Source organism: Sorangium sp. So ce406 (genome assembly GCF_051474675.1).
GTDB lineage: Bacteria > Myxococcota_A > Polyangia > Polyangiales > Polyangiaceae > Sorangium > Sorangium cellulosum_G.
Genome location: NZ_CP150340.1, coordinates 3634546 through 3655311, shown reverse-complemented (window position 1 = coordinate 3655311; position 20766 = coordinate 3634546). Strand labels below are relative to the sequence as shown.

The 20766-nt window shown below is 73.6% G+C and carries 17 protein-coding genes; 6 read left to right on the top strand and 11 right to left on the bottom strand.

The window, feature by feature from the left end; translation table 11 throughout:
* Positions 1–8: 8 nt before the first annotated feature.
* On the bottom strand, positions 9–1508 hold the full coding sequence (locus WME96_RS13635) for a M14 family metallopeptidase (RefSeq protein ID WP_437290561.1): 1500 nt from the start codon (positions 1506–1508) through the stop codon (positions 9–11).
* Between the two features lie 235 nt (positions 1509–1743).
* Here WME96_RS13635 and WME96_RS13630 point away from each other — a divergent pair, with 235 nt between their 5' ends.
* The 5 genes from WME96_RS13630 to WME96_RS13610 all read left to right on the top strand — a co-directional run bounded on the left by WME96_RS13630 (position 1744) and on the right by WME96_RS13610 (position 6692).
* Positions 1744–2379, top strand: coding sequence for a rhomboid family intramembrane serine protease (locus tag WME96_RS13630; RefSeq protein WP_437290560.1), 636 nt, complete (start codon positions 1744–1746; stop codon positions 2377–2379).
* Positions 2380–2435: 56 nt separating this feature from the next.
* A complete protein-coding gene (locus WME96_RS13625) occupies positions 2436–3110 on the top strand; it encodes a uracil-DNA glycosylase family protein (protein WP_437290559.1) in 675 nt (224 codons plus the stop codon).
* A 429-nt stretch (positions 3111–3539) separates the two neighbouring features.
* Positions 3540–3854 carry a hypothetical protein gene (locus tag WME96_RS13620; protein WP_437290558.1) on the top strand — a complete coding sequence of 105 codons (315 nt, stop codon included), beginning with the start codon at positions 3540–3542 and terminating at the stop codon, positions 3852–3854.
* 91 nt (positions 3855–3945) lie between these two features.
* Positions 3946–4755 (top strand): class I SAM-dependent methyltransferase, encoded by an 810-nt coding sequence (locus WME96_RS13615; protein WP_437290557.1) that lies wholly within the window; start codon positions 3946–3948, stop codon positions 4753–4755.
* Between the two features lie 524 nt (positions 4756–5279).
* Positions 5280–6692, top strand: coding sequence for an RICIN domain-containing protein (locus WME96_RS13610; protein ID WP_437290556.1), 1413 nt, complete (start codon positions 5280–5282; stop codon positions 6690–6692).
* A gap of 17 nt (positions 6693–6709) precedes the next feature.
* Here WME96_RS13610 and WME96_RS13605 read toward each other — a convergent pair whose 3' ends face one another.
* Genes WME96_RS13605 through WME96_RS13595 form a run of 3 tightly spaced genes read right to left on the bottom strand, consistent with a single transcriptional unit; the run spans position 6710 to position 9080 of the window.
* Positions 6710–7393, bottom strand: coding sequence for a glycine-rich domain-containing protein (locus tag WME96_RS13605; RefSeq protein ID WP_437290555.1), 684 nt, complete (start codon positions 7391–7393; stop codon positions 6710–6712).
* Positions 7394–7395: 2 nt separating this feature from the next.
* Complete coding sequence (locus tag WME96_RS13600) at positions 7396–8427, bottom strand: hypothetical protein (protein WP_437290554.1); 1032 nt, start codon at positions 8425–8427, stop codon at positions 7396–7398.
* Positions 8424–9080 (bottom strand): hypothetical protein, encoded by a 657-nt coding sequence (locus tag WME96_RS13595; protein WP_437290553.1) that lies wholly within the window; start codon positions 9078–9080, stop codon positions 8424–8426. The genes WME96_RS13600 and WME96_RS13595 overlap by 4 nt, the downstream gene beginning before the upstream one ends.
* A 277-nt stretch (positions 9081–9357) precedes the next feature.
* Here WME96_RS13595 and WME96_RS13590 point away from each other — a divergent pair, with 277 nt between their 5' ends.
* On the top strand, positions 9358–9513 hold the full coding sequence (locus WME96_RS13590; RefSeq protein WP_433935874.1) for a hypothetical protein: 156 nt from the start codon (positions 9358–9360) through the stop codon (positions 9511–9513).
* Positions 9514–9760: 247 nt separating this feature from the next.
* Here WME96_RS13590 and WME96_RS13585 read toward each other — a convergent pair whose 3' ends face one another.
* From WME96_RS13585 to WME96_RS13555, 7 genes are all read right to left on the bottom strand, one after another.
* Complete coding sequence (locus WME96_RS13585) at positions 9761–11896, bottom strand: ATP-binding cassette domain-containing protein (protein ID WP_437290552.1); 2136 nt, start codon at positions 11894–11896, stop codon at positions 9761–9763.
* On the bottom strand, positions 11893–14661 hold the full coding sequence (locus tag WME96_RS13580; RefSeq protein WP_437290551.1) for an ATP-binding cassette domain-containing protein: 2769 nt from the start codon (positions 14659–14661) through the stop codon (positions 11893–11895). Before WME96_RS13580 ends, WME96_RS13585 begins: the two co-directional genes overlap by 4 nt.
* Entirely contained in the window at positions 14658–15809 is a 1152-nt protein-coding gene (locus tag WME96_RS13575) for an HlyD family secretion protein (protein WP_433935871.1), read from the bottom strand. Before WME96_RS13575 ends, WME96_RS13580 begins: the two co-directional genes overlap by 4 nt.
* Before the next feature lies 1 nt (position 15810).
* Positions 15811–16776 (bottom strand): sigma-54 interaction domain-containing protein, encoded by a 966-nt coding sequence (locus tag WME96_RS13570; protein ID WP_437290550.1) that lies wholly within the window; start codon positions 16774–16776, stop codon positions 15811–15813.
* 775 nt (positions 16777–17551) lie between these two features.
* Complete coding sequence (locus tag WME96_RS13565) at positions 17552–18085, bottom strand: LEA type 2 family protein (protein WP_433935869.1); 534 nt, start codon at positions 18083–18085, stop codon at positions 17552–17554.
* A 406-nt stretch (positions 18086–18491) separates the two neighbouring features.
* On the bottom strand, positions 18492–19355 hold the full coding sequence (locus WME96_RS13560) for a hypothetical protein (protein ID WP_437290549.1): 864 nt from the start codon (positions 19353–19355) through the stop codon (positions 18492–18494).
* 448 nt (positions 19356–19803) lie between these two features.
* Positions 19804–20691, bottom strand: coding sequence for a hypothetical protein (locus WME96_RS13555; protein WP_437290548.1), 888 nt, complete (start codon positions 20689–20691; stop codon positions 19804–19806).
* Positions 20692–20766: the final 75 nt, after the last annotated feature.

Here is a 20766-nt window from a genome sequence, read left to right as displayed (position 1 = left end):
CCCAGCGCTCACCGGACCCGCCACGCCGGGTGCTCGTCCCCGACCGCGGGCGCCTCCACGAGGCCGTTCTCGACGGCCCCGTCGTCGCTCTCGGGCTCGCACAGGTACACGGCGATCGCGCCGAGCGGCTGATCGGTGTCGACCAGGGACCACCCCTCGGGGGCCCGCCGGGCCTCCTCGCGCCACGCCACGGCGACCTCGCCGACCCGGGCCGCCTCCAGGATGGCGCGGCCCCCCTCGGCGCCGAGCGACGCCACCCGCGCGACCTCGACGTCGTGGACGCCCTCGGCCGGCGCCACGCGGAGCCCGTGCCGGCGCAGCGCCTCGGCGATCGCCGGCGGCACCAGGTAGGCCCGCGGCCGATCCACCACGGTCGCTCCGACGAACCGCGCGTGGTGCGGGATCCGCAGCGTGACGGGCGCCCCCTCGAACGTCCGCGGGCTGCGCGTGAGGACGTCGACCGGGGTCGCGGTCGGCTCGAGCCGGTACCGGACCGCGACGCGCTCGGGGGGCCGGGCGCTCGCGGCGACCACCTCGCGGATGGCGTCGGCGTGCGTGGCCGCCCAGGTGAGCGTCTCGATTTGCCACGCCGAGGCGGTCTGCACCCGCTCCTCGAACGGCAGGTAGCTGTAGCACTCGAGCAGCAGATCGAGCCGGTTCGTGAGGCCGCGGTAGTTGGAGCCGAACCGCGGGTGGTGTGGGTAGGTCATCCACCCGAGGCCCACGGGCGCGGTCGGATCGACGTCGCCGTTCGCGTCGAGCGCGCGCTCGTCCTCGACGAAGTTGCCGTACCAGCCGCTCTCGAAGCCGCGCTTCCGGACCGCGGCGATCACGTCGGGGACGAGGCGATCGCGCACCATCGCGATCGGCTCGGCGCGGCCGGACTCGATGGTGTGCGGCACGTCGACCGTCATGTGGAACCGATGCACCGAGCCGTTGGTCGCGTGGTTGTCGATCGTGAGATCGGGCGCCCAGGGGACGCACACGTGCTGCTGGAGCAGGCGCATCTCGGGGGCGGCCTGGCGGAGATAGTCGCGGTTCAGGTTGATGCCCTGGCTCTGGGTGCGCGTGCCGACGACGGGACCCGGCTGGCCGGTGAGCTTCTTCAGGTCGAGCCGGCGGTTCTGCGGGTCGAGCGCGTCGTTGCCGTCCGGGTTGAACAGCGGCGCGACGAGGAGCACGAGCGAATCGAGCCAGTCGGGGTGACGGCCGTCGAGCAGGTCGCGGACGAGCGCGAGGCTCGCCTCCTTGCCCTCCACCTCGCCGGGGTGGATCCCGTCGAGCATCAGCACCACGGGGCGCCCGGCGCGGCGCGCCTCGTCCGGGGAGCGCACGCCGTCCCGCGACAGCACGAGCAGCGGCAGCTCGCGCCCGCCGGGGCTGGTCCCGAAGCTCGTCACGTGGAGGCGCGGGTCGTCGCGGGCCGCGAGCGCGCGGACGAACCGCATCACGTCCGCGTGCAGGGAGGTCTCACGGAATCCGGTGGCTTCGGCGCGGGTGAGCAGCATGAGCCCGACTTCTACCGCGCGGCCCGCGCAGCGGACAGCGATCGACGCGCGCGGGCGAGCGGGCGCGGGGGCTTGACGCGGCCGGAGCGCGCGGCGGACCGGGCCCGACGGCTCACGTCGTGTTTGCGGGATTCGCGGGAAGAGCGCGCGCGCGTGCTCGTTTCACGAGCTAGGCTGAAGGCGTGGGCTCCTCGTGCACGCACGTCACGGTTCACGGGGCCCGCGAGGGATCAGGATGAGCACCACCGAAACCAGGACGATCACCCGTGAGCTCAAGCTCCATGCGACGCTGCTCGGAGGCTTCGTCGCGCTCCTCTGGGCCATCGAGATCATCGACTTCCTGGTCTTCCGCGGATCGCTCGACGCGCTCGGAATCCGTCCTCGCACGGTCCCGGGCCTCGTCGGCATCGCGCTCGCGCCGCTGCTCCACGGCAGCTTCGCCCACCTCGCGGCGAACACGCTCCCGTTCCTCGGGCTCGGCTGGCTGATCATGCTCCGCAAGACGAGCGACCTCGTCCTCGTGACGCTCCTCTCGGCCCTCGTGGGCGGGCTCGGCGTCTGGCTCATCGGGTCGCCCTCCTCGGTGCACATCGGCGCGAGCGGCGTCATCTTCGGCTATTTCGGCTTCCTCCTCCTCCGCGGCTGGTTCGAGCGGAGCGCCGTCTCGATCGCGCTCTCTCTGGGGGTCGGCCTCTTCTACGGTGGGATGATCTGGGGCGTGCTGCCCACGCGCATGGGCATCTCGTGGGAGGGCCACCTGTTCGGCTTCCTCGGCGGCGTCCTCGCCGCGCGCCTCCTCGCGGGCCGCCTGCGCGCGCGCTCCGCCGCCGCCGTCGGACGCCCGCTCGCCGCCCGCCGGCCGCGCGGATGAGCGCGCCCGCGCTGCCTCGCCCGGGCGCTGATTTCCCGTCAATTCAAGCCGGATCGATGAGCAGCCCCGCGGTTCGCCTTTCTGTCATGACCCCGGAGCAGCGGCTCGCCGCGGTGCATCGCGAGCTCGAGGCGTGCCGCGCCTGCCCGAAGATGATCGGCCCGGCCGTCCACGGCCCGGCCGTTCCCAGCCGGATCTTGCTCATCGGCCAGGCGCCCGGCGCGCGCGAGGGCAGCTTCGGCCGGCCGTTCGCGTGGACGGCGGGCCGCACCCTGTTCCGCTGGTTCGAGGGGGCGCTCGGCGTGGGCGAGGAGGAGTTCAGGCGGCGCGTCTACATGTCGGCCGTCGCGCGCTGCTTCCCGGGAAAGGCCAGGGGCGGCGGCGATCGGAGGCCGGATCCCGAGGAGATCCTGCGCTGCCAGGCGCACCTCGCGCGGGAGGTGGGGATCCTGGAGCCGCGGCTGATCCTGCCGGTGGGCGGCCTCGCCGTCGAGCAGGTGCTCGGCCACAGGGGGCCGCTCGCGGGCGTGATCGGCGAGCTGCGCCGCGCGCGCTATCACGGCGTGGACGCCGACGTGATCTGCCTGCCGCACCCGAGCGGCGCGTCGAGCTGGCACAAGACGGAGCCCGGGATCTCGCTCCTGCGCCGCGCGCTCCGCCTCATCGCGGAGCACCCGGAGGCCGCGCGCACGTTCGCCGGCGCCTCGCCCGCGCGCGCCGACGGCGCCTGAGCCATGGCGGCGCCGCACGAGCGGCGCTGTCCGCGCTGAAGAGGTGTCATCCGCACGTGGGATGAGCCGACAACATCGTCCGTGTCGAGCATGGCGTCATGACCGGGTTCGCGCGGACATCGCCTGCGGCTCGCCAGCCACGCCGGACGCGCGCCGCGCTCCACACATCCTGGTCTCGGGGCACACCGGAATCGAGCGCCCGGCGCAGGACGGATTGTCATTCTGGCAAGATGCGCCAATCTCCAGGTGGCCGGCGTGTCCACTTTGGCAGAGCGGCACCAGGAGCCGCCGCGGTTCCTGCGATCATCCAGCGGACGGCTGCTGGCATGACGCTCGCATTCCCCGGAGAGGTCACGAAGAGGCTGGCGGCTCCGGACATGACCGGATGCGCGCGGCGAGCGGTCGCTGGAACACGAGGCAGGGTGCACCATGATGCAGAAACTCCGGAACTTGAACCAAGGCAGCCTCCTCCAGCGCACACTGCTGCATGTTGCCTTGTTCGTCCTCGGCTCGGCGAGCGTCGTCACGCTGGCGAGCGTGCTGCTCGTGTCGACCGCGAAGGCGGTGTTGCCGCCTCACGACGCGACGGAGACCGACGCCGACAAGGCGGATCAGGAGCAGGGGGAAGGGTCGGACGCCGACTCGAGCGCGCCCGAGGCGGCGGCCGGCGCCGCCGGCGCACAGGGCAGGACGAAGACGCTCGCGCGCCTCGGGAATCGCCGCGAGACCGCGGTCGCGCGCTGACCGGCGCGCCGCGGCGACGGCGCCAGCGTTCCAGCGTCGGCGGCTCGCCCGCTGGACGAGCGCGACGCGCGCGTGATAGCAGCCTTGCGGGATGACCCAGCCTCCGAGCCCCCTCGCCACCCCCGTCGCCTGGGACATGGTCGCCGCCGATTACGCGGTCGACACCGCCCCCCACTTCGAGAAATACGCCGCTGACGCGCTCCGGCTCGCGGGCGTCGGGCCGGGCGCGCGCGTGCTCGACGTGGCTGCCGGGCCGGGCACCCTGTCCCTCCTGGCCGCCCGGGACGCGCGCGTGACCGCCATCGATTTCGCCCCGGCGATGGTCGAGCAGCTGCGCGAGCGCGCCGCGCGCGCGGGGCTCGCGGTGGACGCCCGCGTCGGCGACGGCATGGCGCTGCCCTTCGAGGACGGCTCGTTCGACGCCGCGTTCTCGATGTTCGGGCTGATCTTCTTCCCCGACCGCGACCGCGGCTTCCGTGAGCTCTTCCGGGTGCTGCGTCCCGGCGGCCGCGCCGTCGTCGGGAGCTGGGCGCCGATGGACAGGGCGCCGATCGCGGCCGAGCTCTTCTCGGCGATCCGCGCCGAGCTGCCCGACCTGCCCTTCGGCGAGGGCAAGGCGCCGCTCGGCGATCCGGGCGAGTTCCGCGCCGAGATGGAGGCCGCTGGCTTCCGGGACGTCTCGGTGCGCGAGGTCGAGCACCCGATGGAGGCGCCCTCGACCGAGGAGCTCTGGGGCTGGATGCGCCGGGGCAACGCGCCGCTGGTCCTGCTGCGAGACAAGCTCGGCGCGGCGCGCTGGGAGGAGCTCGGCCAGGCGATCTTCGCCAGGCTGCGCGCGCGCTTCGGCGACGGCCCCCAGCGCCTCTCGATGGTCGCCAACCTGGGCGCGGGCACGCGGTAGTGCCGCGTCCGCCGCCCTCTTCTCACGTGACGTGAGATGAGAGGTTCGAACCACAGAGGCACAGAGGGCACAGAGGAAAGAGACACAGAGAACAAAGTATCAAAGTCTCTTTCTCTCTCCCCTCTGTGCCCTCTGTGCCTCTGTGGTTCAATATCTCTCATCTCATCAGGGACGACCTCGCGCTGTCAGAAGTACTGGCCGAGGCTCTCCCTCGTGAAATGCTCGAGCTCCCGAGCCACGGCGACCGCGAGCCCGTGAAGCTGACGGGGTGAGCTCGATCACGCGGTGCGCTCCGCCGGATCGCCCCTCGCGTCGAGGGGGTGATCCCGCGGATCGCCTCCCGCCGGGGAGGGGCGATCCCGCAGATCGCCCCGGTGCTCCCTGAATCTCCGCGAAACGTCGCGAAAACCTCCGCAGCCCGGGCGTGCGACACGGACTGCCCACGTGGAACGCCGCCTGCAATCGCCCCTCGACAAGCGGGTGCACCGGGATGGAGGGGGCACCGCAACGATGAGGAGGAGATCATGGCTCGCAAAGTTACCCTGGGTGGTCTGTCGCTGGCGCTCGGGTGGACCCTGCTGCTGGGAGGGTGTCTGATCGCCGAGGACGAGATGGCGTCGACCGAGGCCAGCGTCGACGACTCGGATGCGGTCATCGTCTCGAGCATCACCGAGGGGGAGTACGTCATCCGCTCGGTCGCCACCAACAAGTGCCTCGACGTGCCCTCGTCCAGCACCGCCGACGGGACGCGGATGCAGCAGTGGACCTGCAACGGGACCAACGCGCAGAGGTTCCGCATCTCCCCGACCAGCGACGGCTACTGGAAGATCGTCAACGTCAACAGCAACAAGGCCCTCGACGTGCGCGACGTGAGCACCGCGCCGAACGCGGTCATCCATCAATGGATCTATGTCGGCGGCGCCAACCAGCAGTGGAAGCTCGTCAACCGCGGGGGCGACCAGTTCAGCATCCACGCGCGCCACTCCGATCAGGTGGTCGACCTGGCGTGGGGCCGCGCCGCCGACGGGACGGACATCCTCCAGTACCCCTACCAGGGCACCACCAACCAGCGCTGGACCCTCGACAAGGTGAGCGGCGGTTCCTCGCCCGGCGGCGCCCGCACGCTGAAGATCATCAACAACTGCGCGGCGCCGATCTGGGTCGCCCACTCCACCAACGTGGAGGGCCCGCAGAACGTCAAGCTCACCCGGGGCGCCGCGTACACGTACAACGTGCCCGAAGGCGGCATCAGCGCGACGCGCTTCTGGCCGAAGACCGGCTGCGACGAGAGCGGTTATAACTGCACCACGGGCGACAGCGTCGCCCCCTGCCCGGCCGGCGGCTGCCAGCCGCCCTTCGAGTCGAAGTTCGAGGCCACCTTCGCGGCCAAGGGGGGCGCGGCCCAGACCTGGTACAACCTCAGCCAGGTGGACGGCTACACCCTGCCCTTCAAGGTCGTGCCCAAGGGCGTCGGCGCCGAGCAGGGGAGCTGTATCACCTCGGACTGCTCCCGGCTGTCGCTGGCGCAGTGCCCCGGCGACGAGGATCTCGGCAACGGCCAGTTCCCCGCGTACGCGCACCAGGACCTCCGGGTGCGCGACCGGAACGGCAACGTGGTCGCCTGCATGGCGCCCTGCAAGAAATGGAATTACCCGGCGCCCTGGGGCCTGGGCCAGCCGGAGAGCGCCGATCCCGGGCTCCACCTCTGCTGCCCGACGCCCATCGATCCGGCCACGGGCCAGTGCACGGCCGCCAACGCCTGCATGACGTCGGACGCGTGCCGTGACACCGCGGACCCGCGGAGCGTGGAGCACACGGACTACGTGCGCCGGATGCACGAGATGTGTCCCACGGCGTACAGCTACGCTTACGACGACGCCGCCGGCCTCCACGCCTGCTCGTCGGAGACGAGCTTCGAGGTCACCTTCTGCCCCTGATCTGCGCCTGATCGAGGCTACGGCGCGACGCGGAGCGTGCGCGACGCGACGAGCGCCCGGCAGAGGGCGACGCGATCGTCCAGGTCGAGCCCGGGAAGCTCGCGCACGTAGAAGATGCCGTGACCTGCGATGAAGCGCAGCGCGGCTTCACCCCAGGGGTCGACGCGGACGAGCACCGTGTCGCCGTCGACGAGCTCGGCCTTGCCGTCCCGCAGCCGGACCGACACCTCGCGATCCCGGATCACGCGCCGCGGGCCACACACGGAGGTCGCGTCGTTCCACACCTCGGGCGGCGGCTCGCCGTAGAGGGCGCTGTACGCGGCCGCGAACTCGTCCCACGTCGCCTCGCGGACCGCGTGCGTGACCGGCGCGTTGCCCGGTGCGTGGTGCAGGAAGCGACCGAAGAAGCGCTCGCAGAAGTCGGCGTACTCGATCGTGAAGAGGACGAACTGGTGCCAGGCCTCGTCGACGCGCAGCGAGAACATCGGATAGGCGCGGGTCCGGTCGGACTCGACGAGCCATAGATAGCGCGCGAGCTCCCGGAACAGCGTCTCTGCCTCGCGCTCGGTGGCCACGGTCTTGTTCATGAGCAGCTTGCTGATGACGAAGGGCGCTCGGTAGGCGAAGAGATCGGGCCGTCGGCGAGTGCTCGACGCGCTCGGCGCGCTCGACGTGGACGATTCCGTCTGCGTGGGTTCCATGGTCAGTTCTCCTGGGCTTCGAGGGGCTGAAACGTCCCCCAGTCGACGAGCGCGCGGGCGAGCGCGAGCTGCTCCGCCTCGGCGAGACCGGGGATGTCGCGGGGGCGGAGCTCGACGGCGGACGCGAGGGCGCGGAGCGCGGGCGCGGCCCACGCCTCGACGCGGAGCAGGGGCTGCGCGCGCTGGCCGCAGCGCGCGACGAGCTCGGCGCGGCCCGCGCTCGACGCCGCGTCGAGGTCGACGCCCGGCCACCGCCGCGCGAGGACGGTGCGCGCGTCGAGGTCCTCGGCCCGGCCGAGCGCGCGGGCGGCGCGCCGCCGGGTCCCGGCGTCGCCGCGGGCGTGGAGGCGCGCGAGGAGCGCGGCGGCCGGCGCGCCCCGCCGCGCGAGGGCGTCGATCTGCGCCCGGCGCACGCACTCCCGCTCGTGCGAGGCGAGCGCCGCCGACAGCGCGTCTTCATCCGCCTGCGGCGCTGGCTCGGCGGCCCGCGGCGCCGGCGGGCTCAGCCCCTCGACGGGGCCCACCTGCTCCTCGATCACGGGGCCGTCGTGCGGCCCGAACAGGTGCAGCGAGATGGACCAGCGCGGGGTCGGATTCCGCGGGTCGTGGATGCACGGCCCGTGGATGTGGCCGACCCGCCCGGCCTCCGCGGAGAACAGGCGCTTTGGCACGAGGCGCCGCGCGCGCGCGGTCGCGTCCCAGTCGAAGGTCGCGACGTCGAGCGCGTTGTGGAACACCGCGGTGACCGTCCAGTCGGAGTGCTCGTGCGCGCCGGCCGCGCGCCCGGGGCGCCAGTACGCGAACGCGACGCGGACGCCGAGATCGGGAATCACGTGGAACGGCGCGAGGTCCGGCGCGCCGTCGCGCCGCTCGATCTCGAGCGCGAGGAGCTCGAGCGGGAGCTCGTCGTCCGAGAGCCCGGCCCGGACCGCGCCCTCGACCGCGCGGACGTGATCGCGCGGCGGCCGCTCGCGGTCCTCGGCCCGCGGGAAGCCGAGCTGCCCGAACAGGGCGGTGAGCTCGTCGAGCCTCACGGCGCGATCCGGAGCACGTCGCCCTTCACGAGCGGACGGCAGAGCGCCACGCGATCGCGGTCCTCGAGGCCGGGGAGCTCGCGGACATAGAAGTGATCGCAGTCGACGATGAACTGCATCGCGTCCTTCGCCCACGCGTCGATCCGCAGCAGGATGCGCGGCGGCTCCAGCGACCACACGAGCTCTGCCCTACCCTCCTCGACGCGCACGAAGATCGGGCGGCCGAACTTGACGCGGATGAGGCGCGTGTCGGGCGTCACGGCGAGCTCGTCGCGCCACGCGTCCGAGATGGGCCCGAAGAGCGCCTCGTACTCGGCGCGGTACCGGTCGAAGGACATCTCGGGGCGCGCCCCGAGCTCGCCGCGAGGCGCGGTGTTGGCGGTGTGGTGAACGAACTCGCCGAAGAAGCGGTGGCCGAAGGCCGCGTACTCCTCGGTGAAGAGGACGAACTGGTGCCAGACCTCGTCGACCCTCCTGGAGAACATGGGCACCTGTCGCGTCCTGTCCGCCCGGCAGACGAAGATGTACTTCTTCACCTCGTCAAAGAGCCGCGCCGCCTCCTCGCGGGATGAGGCCATCCGGTCCTTGACGAGCTTCTCTTCGAGCCACGGGGCACGAAAGGCGAGCAGCTCGGGGATCATCGACGTTTCCATCGCCGCATCATGTTGCGAAGTCCGTGCCGCCAGCGTGAACGCCGCCCGCGACCCCGGCGCGCGAACACGGGCGGTCCGGGCGGGAAGGCCGATTCCCGAGCCGCTTCTCCAACTGGGAAAGGAGTTGCCCAACGGAGGCCGCCGCAGCGCAGCGGAGTCGCCCAACGGAGGCCGTATCCACGCAAAAACCGCGGTGGCACGACGGCTGCAATACCCATCATCGCGCGACGTCGAGTGCGCAACTGGAAATAACCAACCGATCCACGGAGCAATCACCATGAGCGAGCAGATCAAGATCGAGGGCGAGGGCGAGATCGAGCAGAAGCAGGAGACGGTCGAGGAGCGCCCTGCGCGCCTGACGGTGGAGGTCCCCACCGACCTGCAGGCCGGCGCGAACGTCGTCTGTACCTGTCCGCCCGGCTGCTGCTGCTGACAAGCCCGCGAGGGGCCGAGTGCCGTAGCCTGCGGCGCTCGGCTCCTCGAAGCTGACGACACGACCGCGAAGGCCCGCGCTGCCAAGAGCAGCGACGGGCCTTTCGCGTTTTGTACCGCGAGCACCGCCCCAGCTCGCCCCGGCTTCGGCAGAGGATACCCTGGTCTCTGCGCCGAGTTCGGCGGGGCCCCCACCTCGCGCGACGAACACCCTCTCCGGGGGCCGGGCAGCTCGGCAACACCCCCGCTCAGGGATGCGCGATCACGACGAGCGCAGGCGCCCGCTCGAGCACGGCGCCCACGCACTCGCGGGCCGTGAGCGGATCCAGCGCCCCGAAGCTCTCATCCAGGAGGACAACGTCCGACCGCTGGAGCAGCGCGCGCGCCAGGAACAGCCGGCTCCGCTCGCCATGCGAGAGCTGCCACCCCGTCTCCCCCACGACCTGATCGAGCCCCGAGGGCATCCGATCGAGCAGCGGCCCGAGGCCGAGCTTGCGGCAGACGAGCTCCGCCTCCCGCCGGTCCTCGGGCGACGCGGGCCACGCGCGCCCCATGAGCAGGTTGAACGCCAGCGTCCCCGACAGCACGTGGTTGTCGTGGAACTGCGGCGCGCTCGCGACGCGGCTGCGCCACGCCGCGCCGCCCAGCGTCCGCCGATCGAGGCCGCGGAGGAGCACGAGGCCCGACGCCGGCGCGTGGAGGCCGCTGAGCACGGCCGCGAGCGTCGACTTGCCGCCGCCCGAGCGCCCCTCGAGCAGCAGACAGTCGCCCTTCGACAGGACCAGGCCGCAGTCGCGCAGGACCGGCTCGCCGCGCTCCCCGGAATACCGGAACGTGACGCCCCGCGCCTCCAGGATCACGTCCGACGTCGCCGGGCGCCCGAGCACCGCCTGCGGGATCCCCGGGGGCTCGCGGTCCGCGGCCGCCGCGAAGAGCCGCGCGATCGACCGCCACGAGACGGCGGCGGAGAGGAGCGCGCCGAGGCTCGTCGCCAGCGCCGCGAACGCCGCCTGCGCCTGGAGGATGCCGCCCGTCGCGACCACCAGCGGGCCGACGCTCACCCCGCCGAGGACCGCGGGGACGAGGCCGAGCAGCCCGAGCGCGAGCCACCCGCGCGCCGGCAGCGACGAGAGGAGATCGCCCACCCGGTCCATCGCGCGCGAGGCGGCGTGATAGCGCTCGAGCACCGCGTCCTCCTCCACGTGGTGCAGGTGCGGGGCCTCCTGCGCGACGCGCGTCCGGTGCCCGACGACGTTCTCCACGAAGCCGCTCGTGATCGCGAACCGCTCGCCCGTCCACGCCGCCCGCCGCCGCGCGAAGCGGCGGGCGAGCAGCGCCACCGCAAGCGCCCACCCGACGAGCAGCGCGACGTGGAGGCCGCCGCCGGCGCCGGCGTACAGCACCGCCGCCGCGCTCGCGAGCTGCACGAGCCCGACGACCGCCCCGAGCGCGCCGCCGAGCCCCGCCGTCTCGACGGCCTCGGACTCGGAGACCATCGCGAGGAGCTCGCCCGAGCCGCGCGTCCGGATCGCGGCCGGATCCAGGCGGAGCGCGCCGCAGAGCAGGCGCTGCTTGAGGAGCGCGGCCACGTCGATCGTCAGCAGCCCCCCCGCCCAGGAGGCGAACAGCTGCACGAAGATCGCCGACAGCGACAGCAGCACCCACGCGAAGAGCCACCCCGGCTCCACCGCGCCGTCGAGCGCGCCCGCGCCGATCAGCCACCAGGCGAGCACGCCGAGCGCGATCTGCGCCGTGGCCGCGGCGAGGAAGACCGCGCCCCGGCGCAGCACGCCGCGGAGCGCGAGGAGGCGCCGGAAGCTCGACCCGGGGTCGGGGCGGAGCAGCCACATGCCGCTGATCGGGCGATCCGCGACGAGCTGCGCGAGGAGCTCGGCGCGCGCCCGCGCCGCGCGCCGCGGGGCGATGCGCGCGGCCGCGAGCCACTTGTCCACGTGCGACGCCGGGCGGTCCTCGAGGTGGGCGGAGAGCGCCCGGCGCACGGTCTCCAGCGGGATCCGCGCCGGCGTGAGCGCCGGCGTCAGGACCGAGAGGCCCCGCCGGCCCGCGGACATCACCGCGAGGTAGCCCTGCGCGACGCGGACGATCGACGGGCCGAGCGACGCGATCGCGCGGGGCAGATCGGCGAAGCTGCTCTCGACCGCCTCCGCCTCGACGCCCATGCAGCCCGCGTACGCCTCGATCCACGCGGTGGGGTCGCCGTCCGGCGGCGCGCCGGGGGACGGCGCCGCGCCGCTCGCGAGCCCGCACGCGGCCGTGAGCGCGCTCATCGCGTGCCCGAGCGCCGAGGGCTCCCACGCGACAGCGGCCAGCGCCGCCGCGCGCTCGGTGTCGTCCGCCTTCGACCCGGCGTCTTCCGCCTTCATACAGCCTCCACGATGAGCCGGCCGCCCTCCATCGTCGCGCTCCTGAAGCGCCCCTTCGACCAGACCTCATCCCGCGCGCGCGCGTCCGCGTCCGCGAGCGCGCGGTAGCGGCTCCGCGCGTCGTCGAGGAGCTCGCGCGGCGCGCCGTCCTCCACCACCTTGCCGCCCTCGATCACGAGCACGCGATCGAAGCCGATCGTGTCCGTCACGTCGTGGCTCACGAAGACAAGCGTCGCGCCCCGCCAGTGCTCGCGCGCGCGGGCGAGGAGCGCCCGGCGCCGCTCGCGCTCCAGCCCCCGGAACGGCTCGTCGAGGAGCACGAGGCGCGCGTCGGCCTTCATCAGCGCCCGCGCGAGGCGCACGCGCTGCCCCTGGCCCCCGGACAGCCTCGCGCCGCCCTCGCCGATCGCCGCCTGCAGCCCGTCGGGCAGGCCCTCGAGCACGTCGGTGAGCTCGGCCTGATTCATCGAGCGCGGCACGCGCGCGAGCGCGTCGCCGGCGTGGCCGAAGGTGATGTTCTCGAGGAGCGTGCGGTTCCAGAGCTGGATGGCCGGGTCGACCCACGCCGTCCCGCGGCGGAGGCGCGCGAGCGCCGCGCCGTCGAAGGGCCGCCCGTCGACGAGGACCTCGCCCCGCGACGCCCGGAGCCACCCGAGGAGCAGCGACAGCAGCGACGACTTCCCCGCCCCGGAGCTGCCCACGATCGCGACGTGCGCCCCGGCCGGGAGGCTCAGCGAGACATCGGACAGGAGCGTGTGCCCCCCGGCCTGTACGCTGACGCCCCGCAGGTCGATCGACGCGCCGCACGCGCCGCCCCCGCCGCATTCGCCGCCCGCGCCGCCCGGCGCGGCGTCCTCGACGGGGGCGCGCGGGAGGTCCATCTCCGGCGCCGCGAGCGGCGCGAAGAGGCGCACCGACGCGTTGCGCACGTTCTTCCAGCCGAGCAGCGCGGCGACGAGCTCCTGCGCCACCACGGGCAGGCGCAGCGACCAGAACACGAGCAGGAGCAGCGCCGCCGGCGGGCCGCCCGCGGCGACGTAGCCCCCGACGATCGCGACCGCGACCGCGGTGCTCGCGAGCCCCTGGACGGCCTGCATGGCGGTGGACTGCGCGTGCACGAGCCGGCCGGTCCGCGCCCACTCCACGAGGAGCGCCTCGTGCTCGCGCCGCACCGCCCGCTCCGCGCCGTGGACGCGGATCGGCACCACGCCGAGCAGCGCGTCCAGGTAGAACCGCTCGAGCGACGCGGCGTGCGTCCGCAGGCGCATGAGGCTCTCGACGAGCGGCCGCCGCGCCAGGTATGGCGCCGCGAGCGCGACAGCCGCCGCGACGATCGAGAGCCACGCCCCGCCCGGGTAGAGCCAGAGCACCCCGAGGAGCGTCGCCGCGAACGACAGCGCCGCGCGCGCGATGCGCGAGAAGAGCGCCGGCGCCTCGCGCATCAGGTGCATCGCGTGGCCGCGCGCGGTCATGTCCGAGGTGGGCCGGCTGCGCAGGTAGCGGTCCTCGAGCCGCGGCAGCTTCTCCAGGAAGGCCGCGCGGAAGCGCACCTCGAGGGCGCGCCCGAGGCGCGAGACGGCGTGGGCCACGAAGAGCTCGAGCAGCAGGCCCCCCGCGGCGAAGGCGACCAGCGCGAGCAGCCCGAGCGCGCGCTGGTACTCGACCGTGATGTGCTTCACCGCGTCGAACAGCCCGCGCAGGACGACCACGTCGATCGCGGCGATCGCCGCGCTGGCCGCGAGCGCCACGCCGACGAGCGCGAGCGCGCGGCCCGCGTCGGCGCGCAGCATCCAGAAGAAGAGGCGGGACGGCGACGGCGACGGCAGCTCGAGCTCCCGGCGGACGGGGGCCGGGAGCACCGCCGTCGCGACCGCGCGCGGGGCCTGCTCCGCCGGCGCGACGGAGGGCGTGGCGCTGTCGCGGTAGCTCGGCGGGGGCGGCGTCGCCGGGCGCTCCAGCGACGCGGCAGCGCTGGCAGCGCGCGCGCTGGCCTCGCCGCGCGCGGCGAAGTGGACGATGACGGCGCCGTGCACGAGGAGCTTGCCCGGCGCCTTGCCCTCGGTCGCCCAGAAGAACCCCTTCGGGATGGCGCCCGCCTCCCCCGCGAGCGCGCGGTCGACGACGCCCTCGAGCACGCGCTGCGCCTCGCCGCCGCGCGAGATCGCGCCGCCGCGCACCAGGCGCGCCGCCATCCGCACGGCCGCGTCGAGCGCCGCGAACGACCGCCACCCCGGGTCGGCGTCCGCCCGGCCGATGAGCGCCTCCCCCTGCGCGCCCAGCGCGCGCAGCTTCGCGCGGAGCGGCCCGAGCGAGTCCTCGGACGACACCCACCGCCGCCACCTGTCGATCGAGATCGGGATCGGGAAGTGCGGCATGTCCTCCATGAACCGCTCGCAGCGCACCCAGCGCCGCCCGCTGCCGGGGTCGAGGATCTGCACGAACGGCCCGAGCCTGCGCCAGACGACGACGAAGTGGAGCGAGTCGCCCGCGCCGCGCTTGACCACGATCGCGGGCAGGCAGTCGGCCTCGGGCAGGAGGAAGCTGTCGTGGGGGACCACCATCTCGGCGGTCGCGAGCCCGAGCTCCTGCCCGAGCGCGGCGAGCGCGTCGATCGACGTCCCGTCGACGTCCGTCTGGCAGCGGTCGCGGAGCCACTCGTAGTGGACGTCGATCCCGAACCCCTGGAGCACGGCCTTGAGCGCGGCCGGCCCGCAGTCCATGAGCGACGTCTGCAGCACCTCGGGGACGAGGAACGCGCGCTTCATCGCGGGCCTCCCGGCGCCACGGCGCGCAGCAGCAGCGTCCAGGGGGACACGCGCTCCACCTCGACCTCGGTCGTCCCCGGCATGCCGTGCTGCACCGGGATCGACGCCGCGCTGTCCGGCCGCACGGCGAGCTCGACGCGGATCGCGCCGTCGAACGGCTCGCTCGCCACGTGGGAGACCTCCCCCTCGAGCATGCCGAACTGCGTCCACGCGAACCCGTCGAGGCGCATGCGCGCCCTCTGGCCGGGGACGACGCGCCCGACCGCGTCGGACGGCGCGAAGAGCGCGACGGCGTGCACGTCCTCCCCCGGGACGACGGTCGCCACGACGTCGCCCGCCTGGAGGACGTCGCCCACCTGGAGCGCGGCGATGTTCCCGAGCTTGCCCGCGATGGGCGCGCGGATCTTGCGCCGCTCGATCTGCGCGAGCGCCGTGTGCACCGCCGCCTCGGCCGCCCGCTGCTCGGCCACCAGGTCGCCCAGCGACCGCTCGAGCTCGGCGAGGTGCGCCGCCGTCTGCCGCTCGTCGTGGCGGCGCGCCACCGAGAGCCGGTGGAGATCGGCGCGCGCCCCCTCGGCCTTGAGCAGCTCGTCGGCGGCGCGGGTCTTCGCCTGGAGGTGATCGGCCGTCGAGGCGAGCTGCTCGCGGTGCAGCTTCTCGGAGATGGCGCGGAGCTCCTCGCCCTGCGCGGCCGAGAGGTCGCGCTGGCGCAGGTCGATCCTGGCGCGGGCGATCGACGCCTCGGAGAGCTTCTCCTGCCACGCGCGCACCTCGTCCTCGACCGCGATCTGGCGCCGCAGCGCCTCGAGCTTCGGCGCGAGCACGGCCACCTTGGTGCGCTCCTCCTCCAGGCGCTTCTCCTCGACCGCGGCGTCCAGCTCGACGAGCACCTCGCCCTGCTCGACGTGGCGCCCGAGCTCCACCCGCACGACCGACACGCGCCCGGGCTCCGCGGCGGCCACGCGGTGGGCCATCCGGCTGACCTCCAGGCGCGCCTTCGCGGTCGTCGCGTACACGGACACGCGCGCCGCGTGCATCCAGGCCGCCCAGGCGCCGAGCACGGCGAGGATCACCGCGAGGCGGATCCAGGTCCTCGGCCCGCGCTCGATCTCGAGCGACCGCATGGTGCGGAGGAACGGCGAGGCCACGTCAGCACTCCTCCAGCGCGACCTTCTTGCGGGGTCGCGCGATGCCGTACGCGTTGAGCTTGTTGGTGAGGGTGCGCCGCGACACGCCGAGCAGCTCCGCGGCGCGCGTCTGGTTGTGGCTGGTCCTGTCGAGCGCGGCGAGGATGCGGTCGCGCTCGAACGAGCGCACGTCGCCCCGGATCCCGGCGTCGGCCTGCGCGCGCGGCGCGACGAGCATCAGGTGGTCCGCCTGGATCGGCCCCCCCTTGGCCATGACCACGGCGCGCTCGATCACGTGGCGCAGCTCCCGGATGTTCCCCGGCCAGGGGTGCGCGAGGAGCGCGGAGGTCGCCGCGGGCGTGAGCCGCGGCGCCGGGCGCTCCAGCCTGCGCGACAGGCGCGCCGCGAACAGCTCCGCGAGCGGGAGGATCTCGCACGTGCGGGCCCGGAGCGGCGGGATCCGCAGCGTGACCGCGTTGAGGCGGAAGTAGAGGTCCTGTCGGAACTCTCCCTCGGCGACCATCTGCTCGAGATCGCGGTGGGTCGCCGCGATCACGCGCACGTCCACGCGCCGCGGGCGCGTGCTCCCCACGCGGACGATCTCGCCGTACTCCAGCGTGCGGAGCAGCTTCGCCTGCGTCCGCGGGGACAGCTCCCCGACCTCGTCGAGGAACAGGGTGCCCTCGTGGGCCGCCTCGAACAGCCCTTCGCGCGGCGCCACCGCCCCGGTGAACGCGCCGCGCTCGTGCCCGAAGAGCTCGCTCTCGACGAGCGTCTCCGAGAGGCTCGCGCAGTTGACCTTCACGAAGCGGTCGCGCGCGTGCCGCGACATGCCGGCGATCCACTCCGCCACGACCTCTTTCCCGGTCCCCGTCTCGCCGAGGATCAGGACCGGCAGCGGCGTCGGGGCCACGGTCTCGAGCGCCTCGCGGAGGCGACGCATCTCCGGATCGAGCGCGAGAAACCCGCTATGACAGTCATCCATCATGAACGCTCTCCATCACGACGAAGGCGCGTGATTCAGGTCATGTTCCGTCGTGGCCAGCGCCGCACGACCGCGCCTCTCCAGGGCACGACGGAACTCTCAGGTATCGCTCTCTCTTCTCATTCGCTGACAGACACACATGGATTCGACGGGTGGCGCCGGCCCCGACGGATCGCGCGCAGTCGACCGCCGTCCGGGCGACTCCGCACGTGCCCCCGCGCGCGCTGCCGGCCCTCGTCCGTTGCTGCGAAGTGCCTTGTGCGCCGTCGCGCGTGGTGCGCGCGGCGTTCGAGCCTCGCGGCCGTGGCCGAGGGCAGGAGCGATCAACGATCGGTTATCTCAAGCAAGTCGGTGGCCAACGCATCGGCCCGCCGGCGCGCGCTGGGCGCCGGGGGGCCCGTGGGCGCGTCGGGTCGGGGCCGTACGACGGATCATGCAGGACCTGCGCAACCTGTGGCAAAGCCGCGCGACCCGCGCTGCTCCGGAGAACGTCGCTCCGGGGCGCGGACGGGCGGCGGTCGCGCCGGCGCTCCGACGCCGTGGGGTGGCGCGGCGCGGCGCCGCCGAGGTGAGCGTGGCTCGCGTGGGATGTCCCCGGCGGCGGCCGCGCGTCGCGCGGTCATCGAGGGGCCTGGAGGCTCGAGCCTCCACCTGATGGCGGCGGCCACCACCTGACGGCGGCGGCCGCCACCGGCCGAGGCCGCGGGACGCCTCGGGCCAGGGGCTGCGGCGCGCGTCGCCCGGGATCAGGGGCTGCGGCGCGCGTCGCGTTTCGCGCTCATCGCATGACGCCGAGGGCGGCCTCGATCTGATGGCGGAAGATGACGCCGTGGTCGTCGACCGAGTAATCGTCTGCTTCGAGCCGGAACGTGCGCGTCGCCGTGACGTCCGCGCGGCCGCTGAAGCGGTACGGGATGACCTGAGAGGAGAACGACTCGCGCAGGAGCTGGAAACCCAGGTCGACGGGGATGCTGACCGGGACGCGGACCTGGGTCGTGCGGTCGGAGGGGAGCCAGACGCCCTCGCCGTCGGCGCGGAAGTCGACGGGCATCGTGTAGCGGCCGGCGAGCATGACCTGACCGCGGACGGCGCGCACCGCGACGTCGTACGAGTTCGGGTTGTGGACGTTGACGACCACGGTCATGAGGACGCCGAGGCTCGGCGGGAAGCCGATGCGGATCCCGGTGATCTCGGCGTGGTCGAGCTGCATCGTCGGCTTGGTGACGCAGGCGGCGCCGGCGATCGCGGTCAGCGCGACGAGCGCGATCGCGGGCAGGCGGCGCAGGGGGGTGGTCTTCCGGGGGCTCGGCACGGCGAGAGCTTACCCGCGCCCGGCCGCCCCGTCACCTCGCAGCGCCGCGGGCGGCGGGCGGGGCGCTCCCAGACACCGGCCGCGCTGGTGGGGTCCTCGTTGCGCTGGAGGGTCGTTACGAAGGGCCATCGGACCGCGCGTCGGGCTATGGCCGGTCGGACGTGGCGTAACAGGGCTGGCACGCGATGCGGACGAGACCAACAAAGATGGACGCTCCGGCCGCACGGCGGACGCCGGAAGGAGCGCTTACGCGCGCTCAAGTCGATGCGTTTGGAATTCGCTGCATTGCCGCCGCCGAGCGCCGGAGCGCGCCATGGCCAGACGTCTGGCCACGCGCAGCCAGACGTCTGGCCACGCGCGGCAACGCGGCGCGGGCAGCGCCGAGCGAGCGCGGGTCAGTCGATGATCAGGACGAGCGCCCGGCGGCGATGGCGGCGTGCACGTCCTCGCGCGTCCCGGTGCCGGCGAGCAGGCGCCACGCTCGGAGCGTCGGCAGGTCGCGCATGGCTTCCACGGCGGAGCGTAACGCTGGCGGCATCGGGCCGAACCGAGCCTCGTACAGCTCGATCGTCACCTGCGCCGCCTCCTGCGTGCGTCCTTGCTCGATGAACTGCTCGACGAGCTCCTGCGTGGTCATCACGATCTCCTCTTCCTCCGGCGTCGACGGCCCGACCTCGGCGAGCGCCGCCCGGAAGCGTAGCAGAGGACCCAGCCCGATGGCGCGCTCCGGCGCATCCAGCGGCAGCCGACGGAAATCCTCGATCGCCTCGCGCAACACGCGCCCTCCCCCCATCAGCCGGATCAGCAGGGTCGAGCGCTCGCGCGGCAGCTCGCTCAGCACGACCAGCGCCGTCCGCAGCAGGCCGGGCCCCTCGTACACGCCCGCGGGCCAGCCGGCCATCCGCGCGGTGCACAGGCCGTCGAGCACGGCCGCCGGACGGCCGGTCGACAGCATCCACAGGAACGGGGCTTCCGCCGCGCGGTCCCTCGCTGCGCGGCCTCGCCACACCGCAAGGTGCTTCTCCACGCACGCCCGCGCCTCCTCGGCGCTCGGCGTGTCGCTGTACGCCTCGATGGTGCACGCCGTCTCCGCGAGGCGGCCGAGCAGCCCGAGACGCTCCCGCTCCGACGCGCGCGCCGGGTCCGGCTCGTACCACACGTCCGCGAGCTGCGTCTCCCCGGCGACCTCCGCGTTGGTCACGACCTTGCCCGTCGTCGTGAGCCCCTCTTGCGCGACGTCCTTTGCCAGCCGATCGAACCGGTTTCGCATCGCGGGCGCAGACTGGCACGCAGCGCAGATGAGATGAAGAAAATAGCACGCTGCGACCACGCGACGGACACCGCATCATCCCTTACGCGCGCTCGGCCTGATCCGTTTGGAGTTCGACACATCGCCGGCCGCCATTGCCTGTCGCGCCGTGGCCAGACGTCTGGCCATGCACAGCCAGACGTCTGGCCATGCGCGGCAACGCGGCGTCAACGGGCCGAGCGAGCACGGGTATACGATGGATCTCCGGCGGCGGGGTGTCGCCGGTTCACGAGATCACGATAGCCTTCGTCGACATGTGTGTGGGAGCTCGGCGCCTGGTGGGAGCTCGGCGACTGGAGGAGGGGCCCCCGACAGGTTGGCGCCGCGCACGGTGGCCGAGCAGGCAGCGGACGGCGTATGCGCCATGCACGGCACGCTCGCCGGCGCCCCCGGCGACGTCAGTCGATGATCAGGACGAGCGCCCGGCGGCCGTACCGGCGGCGACGGCGTCGTGCACCTCCTCGCGTGTCCCGGTGCCGGCCAGGAGGTGCCATTTCTCGAGCGTCGGCAGGTCGCGAATGCCCTCGACGGCGGAGCGCAACGCCGGCGGCATCGGGCCGAACCGAGCCTCGTACAGCGTGATGGTGGCCCGGGCCATCCCCTGCGCCATCCCCTGCGTGCGTCCTTGCTCGATGAACTGCTCGACGAGCTCCTGCGTGGTCATCACGATCTCCTCTTCCTCCGGCGTCGACGGCCCGACCTCGGCGAGCGCCGCCCGGAAGCGTAGCAGAGGACCCAGCCCGATGGCGCGCTCCGGCGCATCCAGCGGCAGCCGCCGGAAATCCTCGATCGCCTCGCGCAACACGCGCCCTCCGCCCATCAGCCGGATCAGCAGGGTCGAGCGCTCGCGCGGCAGCTCGCTCAGCACGACCAGCGCCGTCCGCAGCAGGCCGGGCCCCTCGTACACGCCCGCGGGCCAGCCGGCCATCCGCGCGGTGCACAGGCCGTCGAGCACGGCCCCCGGGCGGCCGGTCGACAGCATCCACAGGAACGGCGCTTCCGCCGCGCGGTCCCTCGCTGCGCGCCCTCGCCACACCGCCAGGTGCTTCTCCACGCACGCCCGCGCCTCCTCGGCGCTCGGCGTGTCGCTGTACGCCTCGATGGTGCACGCCGTCTCCGCGAGGCGGCCGAGCAGCCCGAGACGCTCCCGCTCCGACGCGCGCGCCGGGTCGGGCTCATACCACACGTCCGCGAGCTGCGTCTCCCCGGCGACCTCCGCGTTGGTCACGACCTTGCCCGTCGTCGTGAGCCCCTCTTGCGCGACGTCCTTTGCCAGCCGATCGAACCGGTTTCGCATCGCGGGCGCAGACTGGCACGCAGCGCAGATGAGATGAAGAAAATAGCACGCTTCTACCACGCGACGGACACCGCA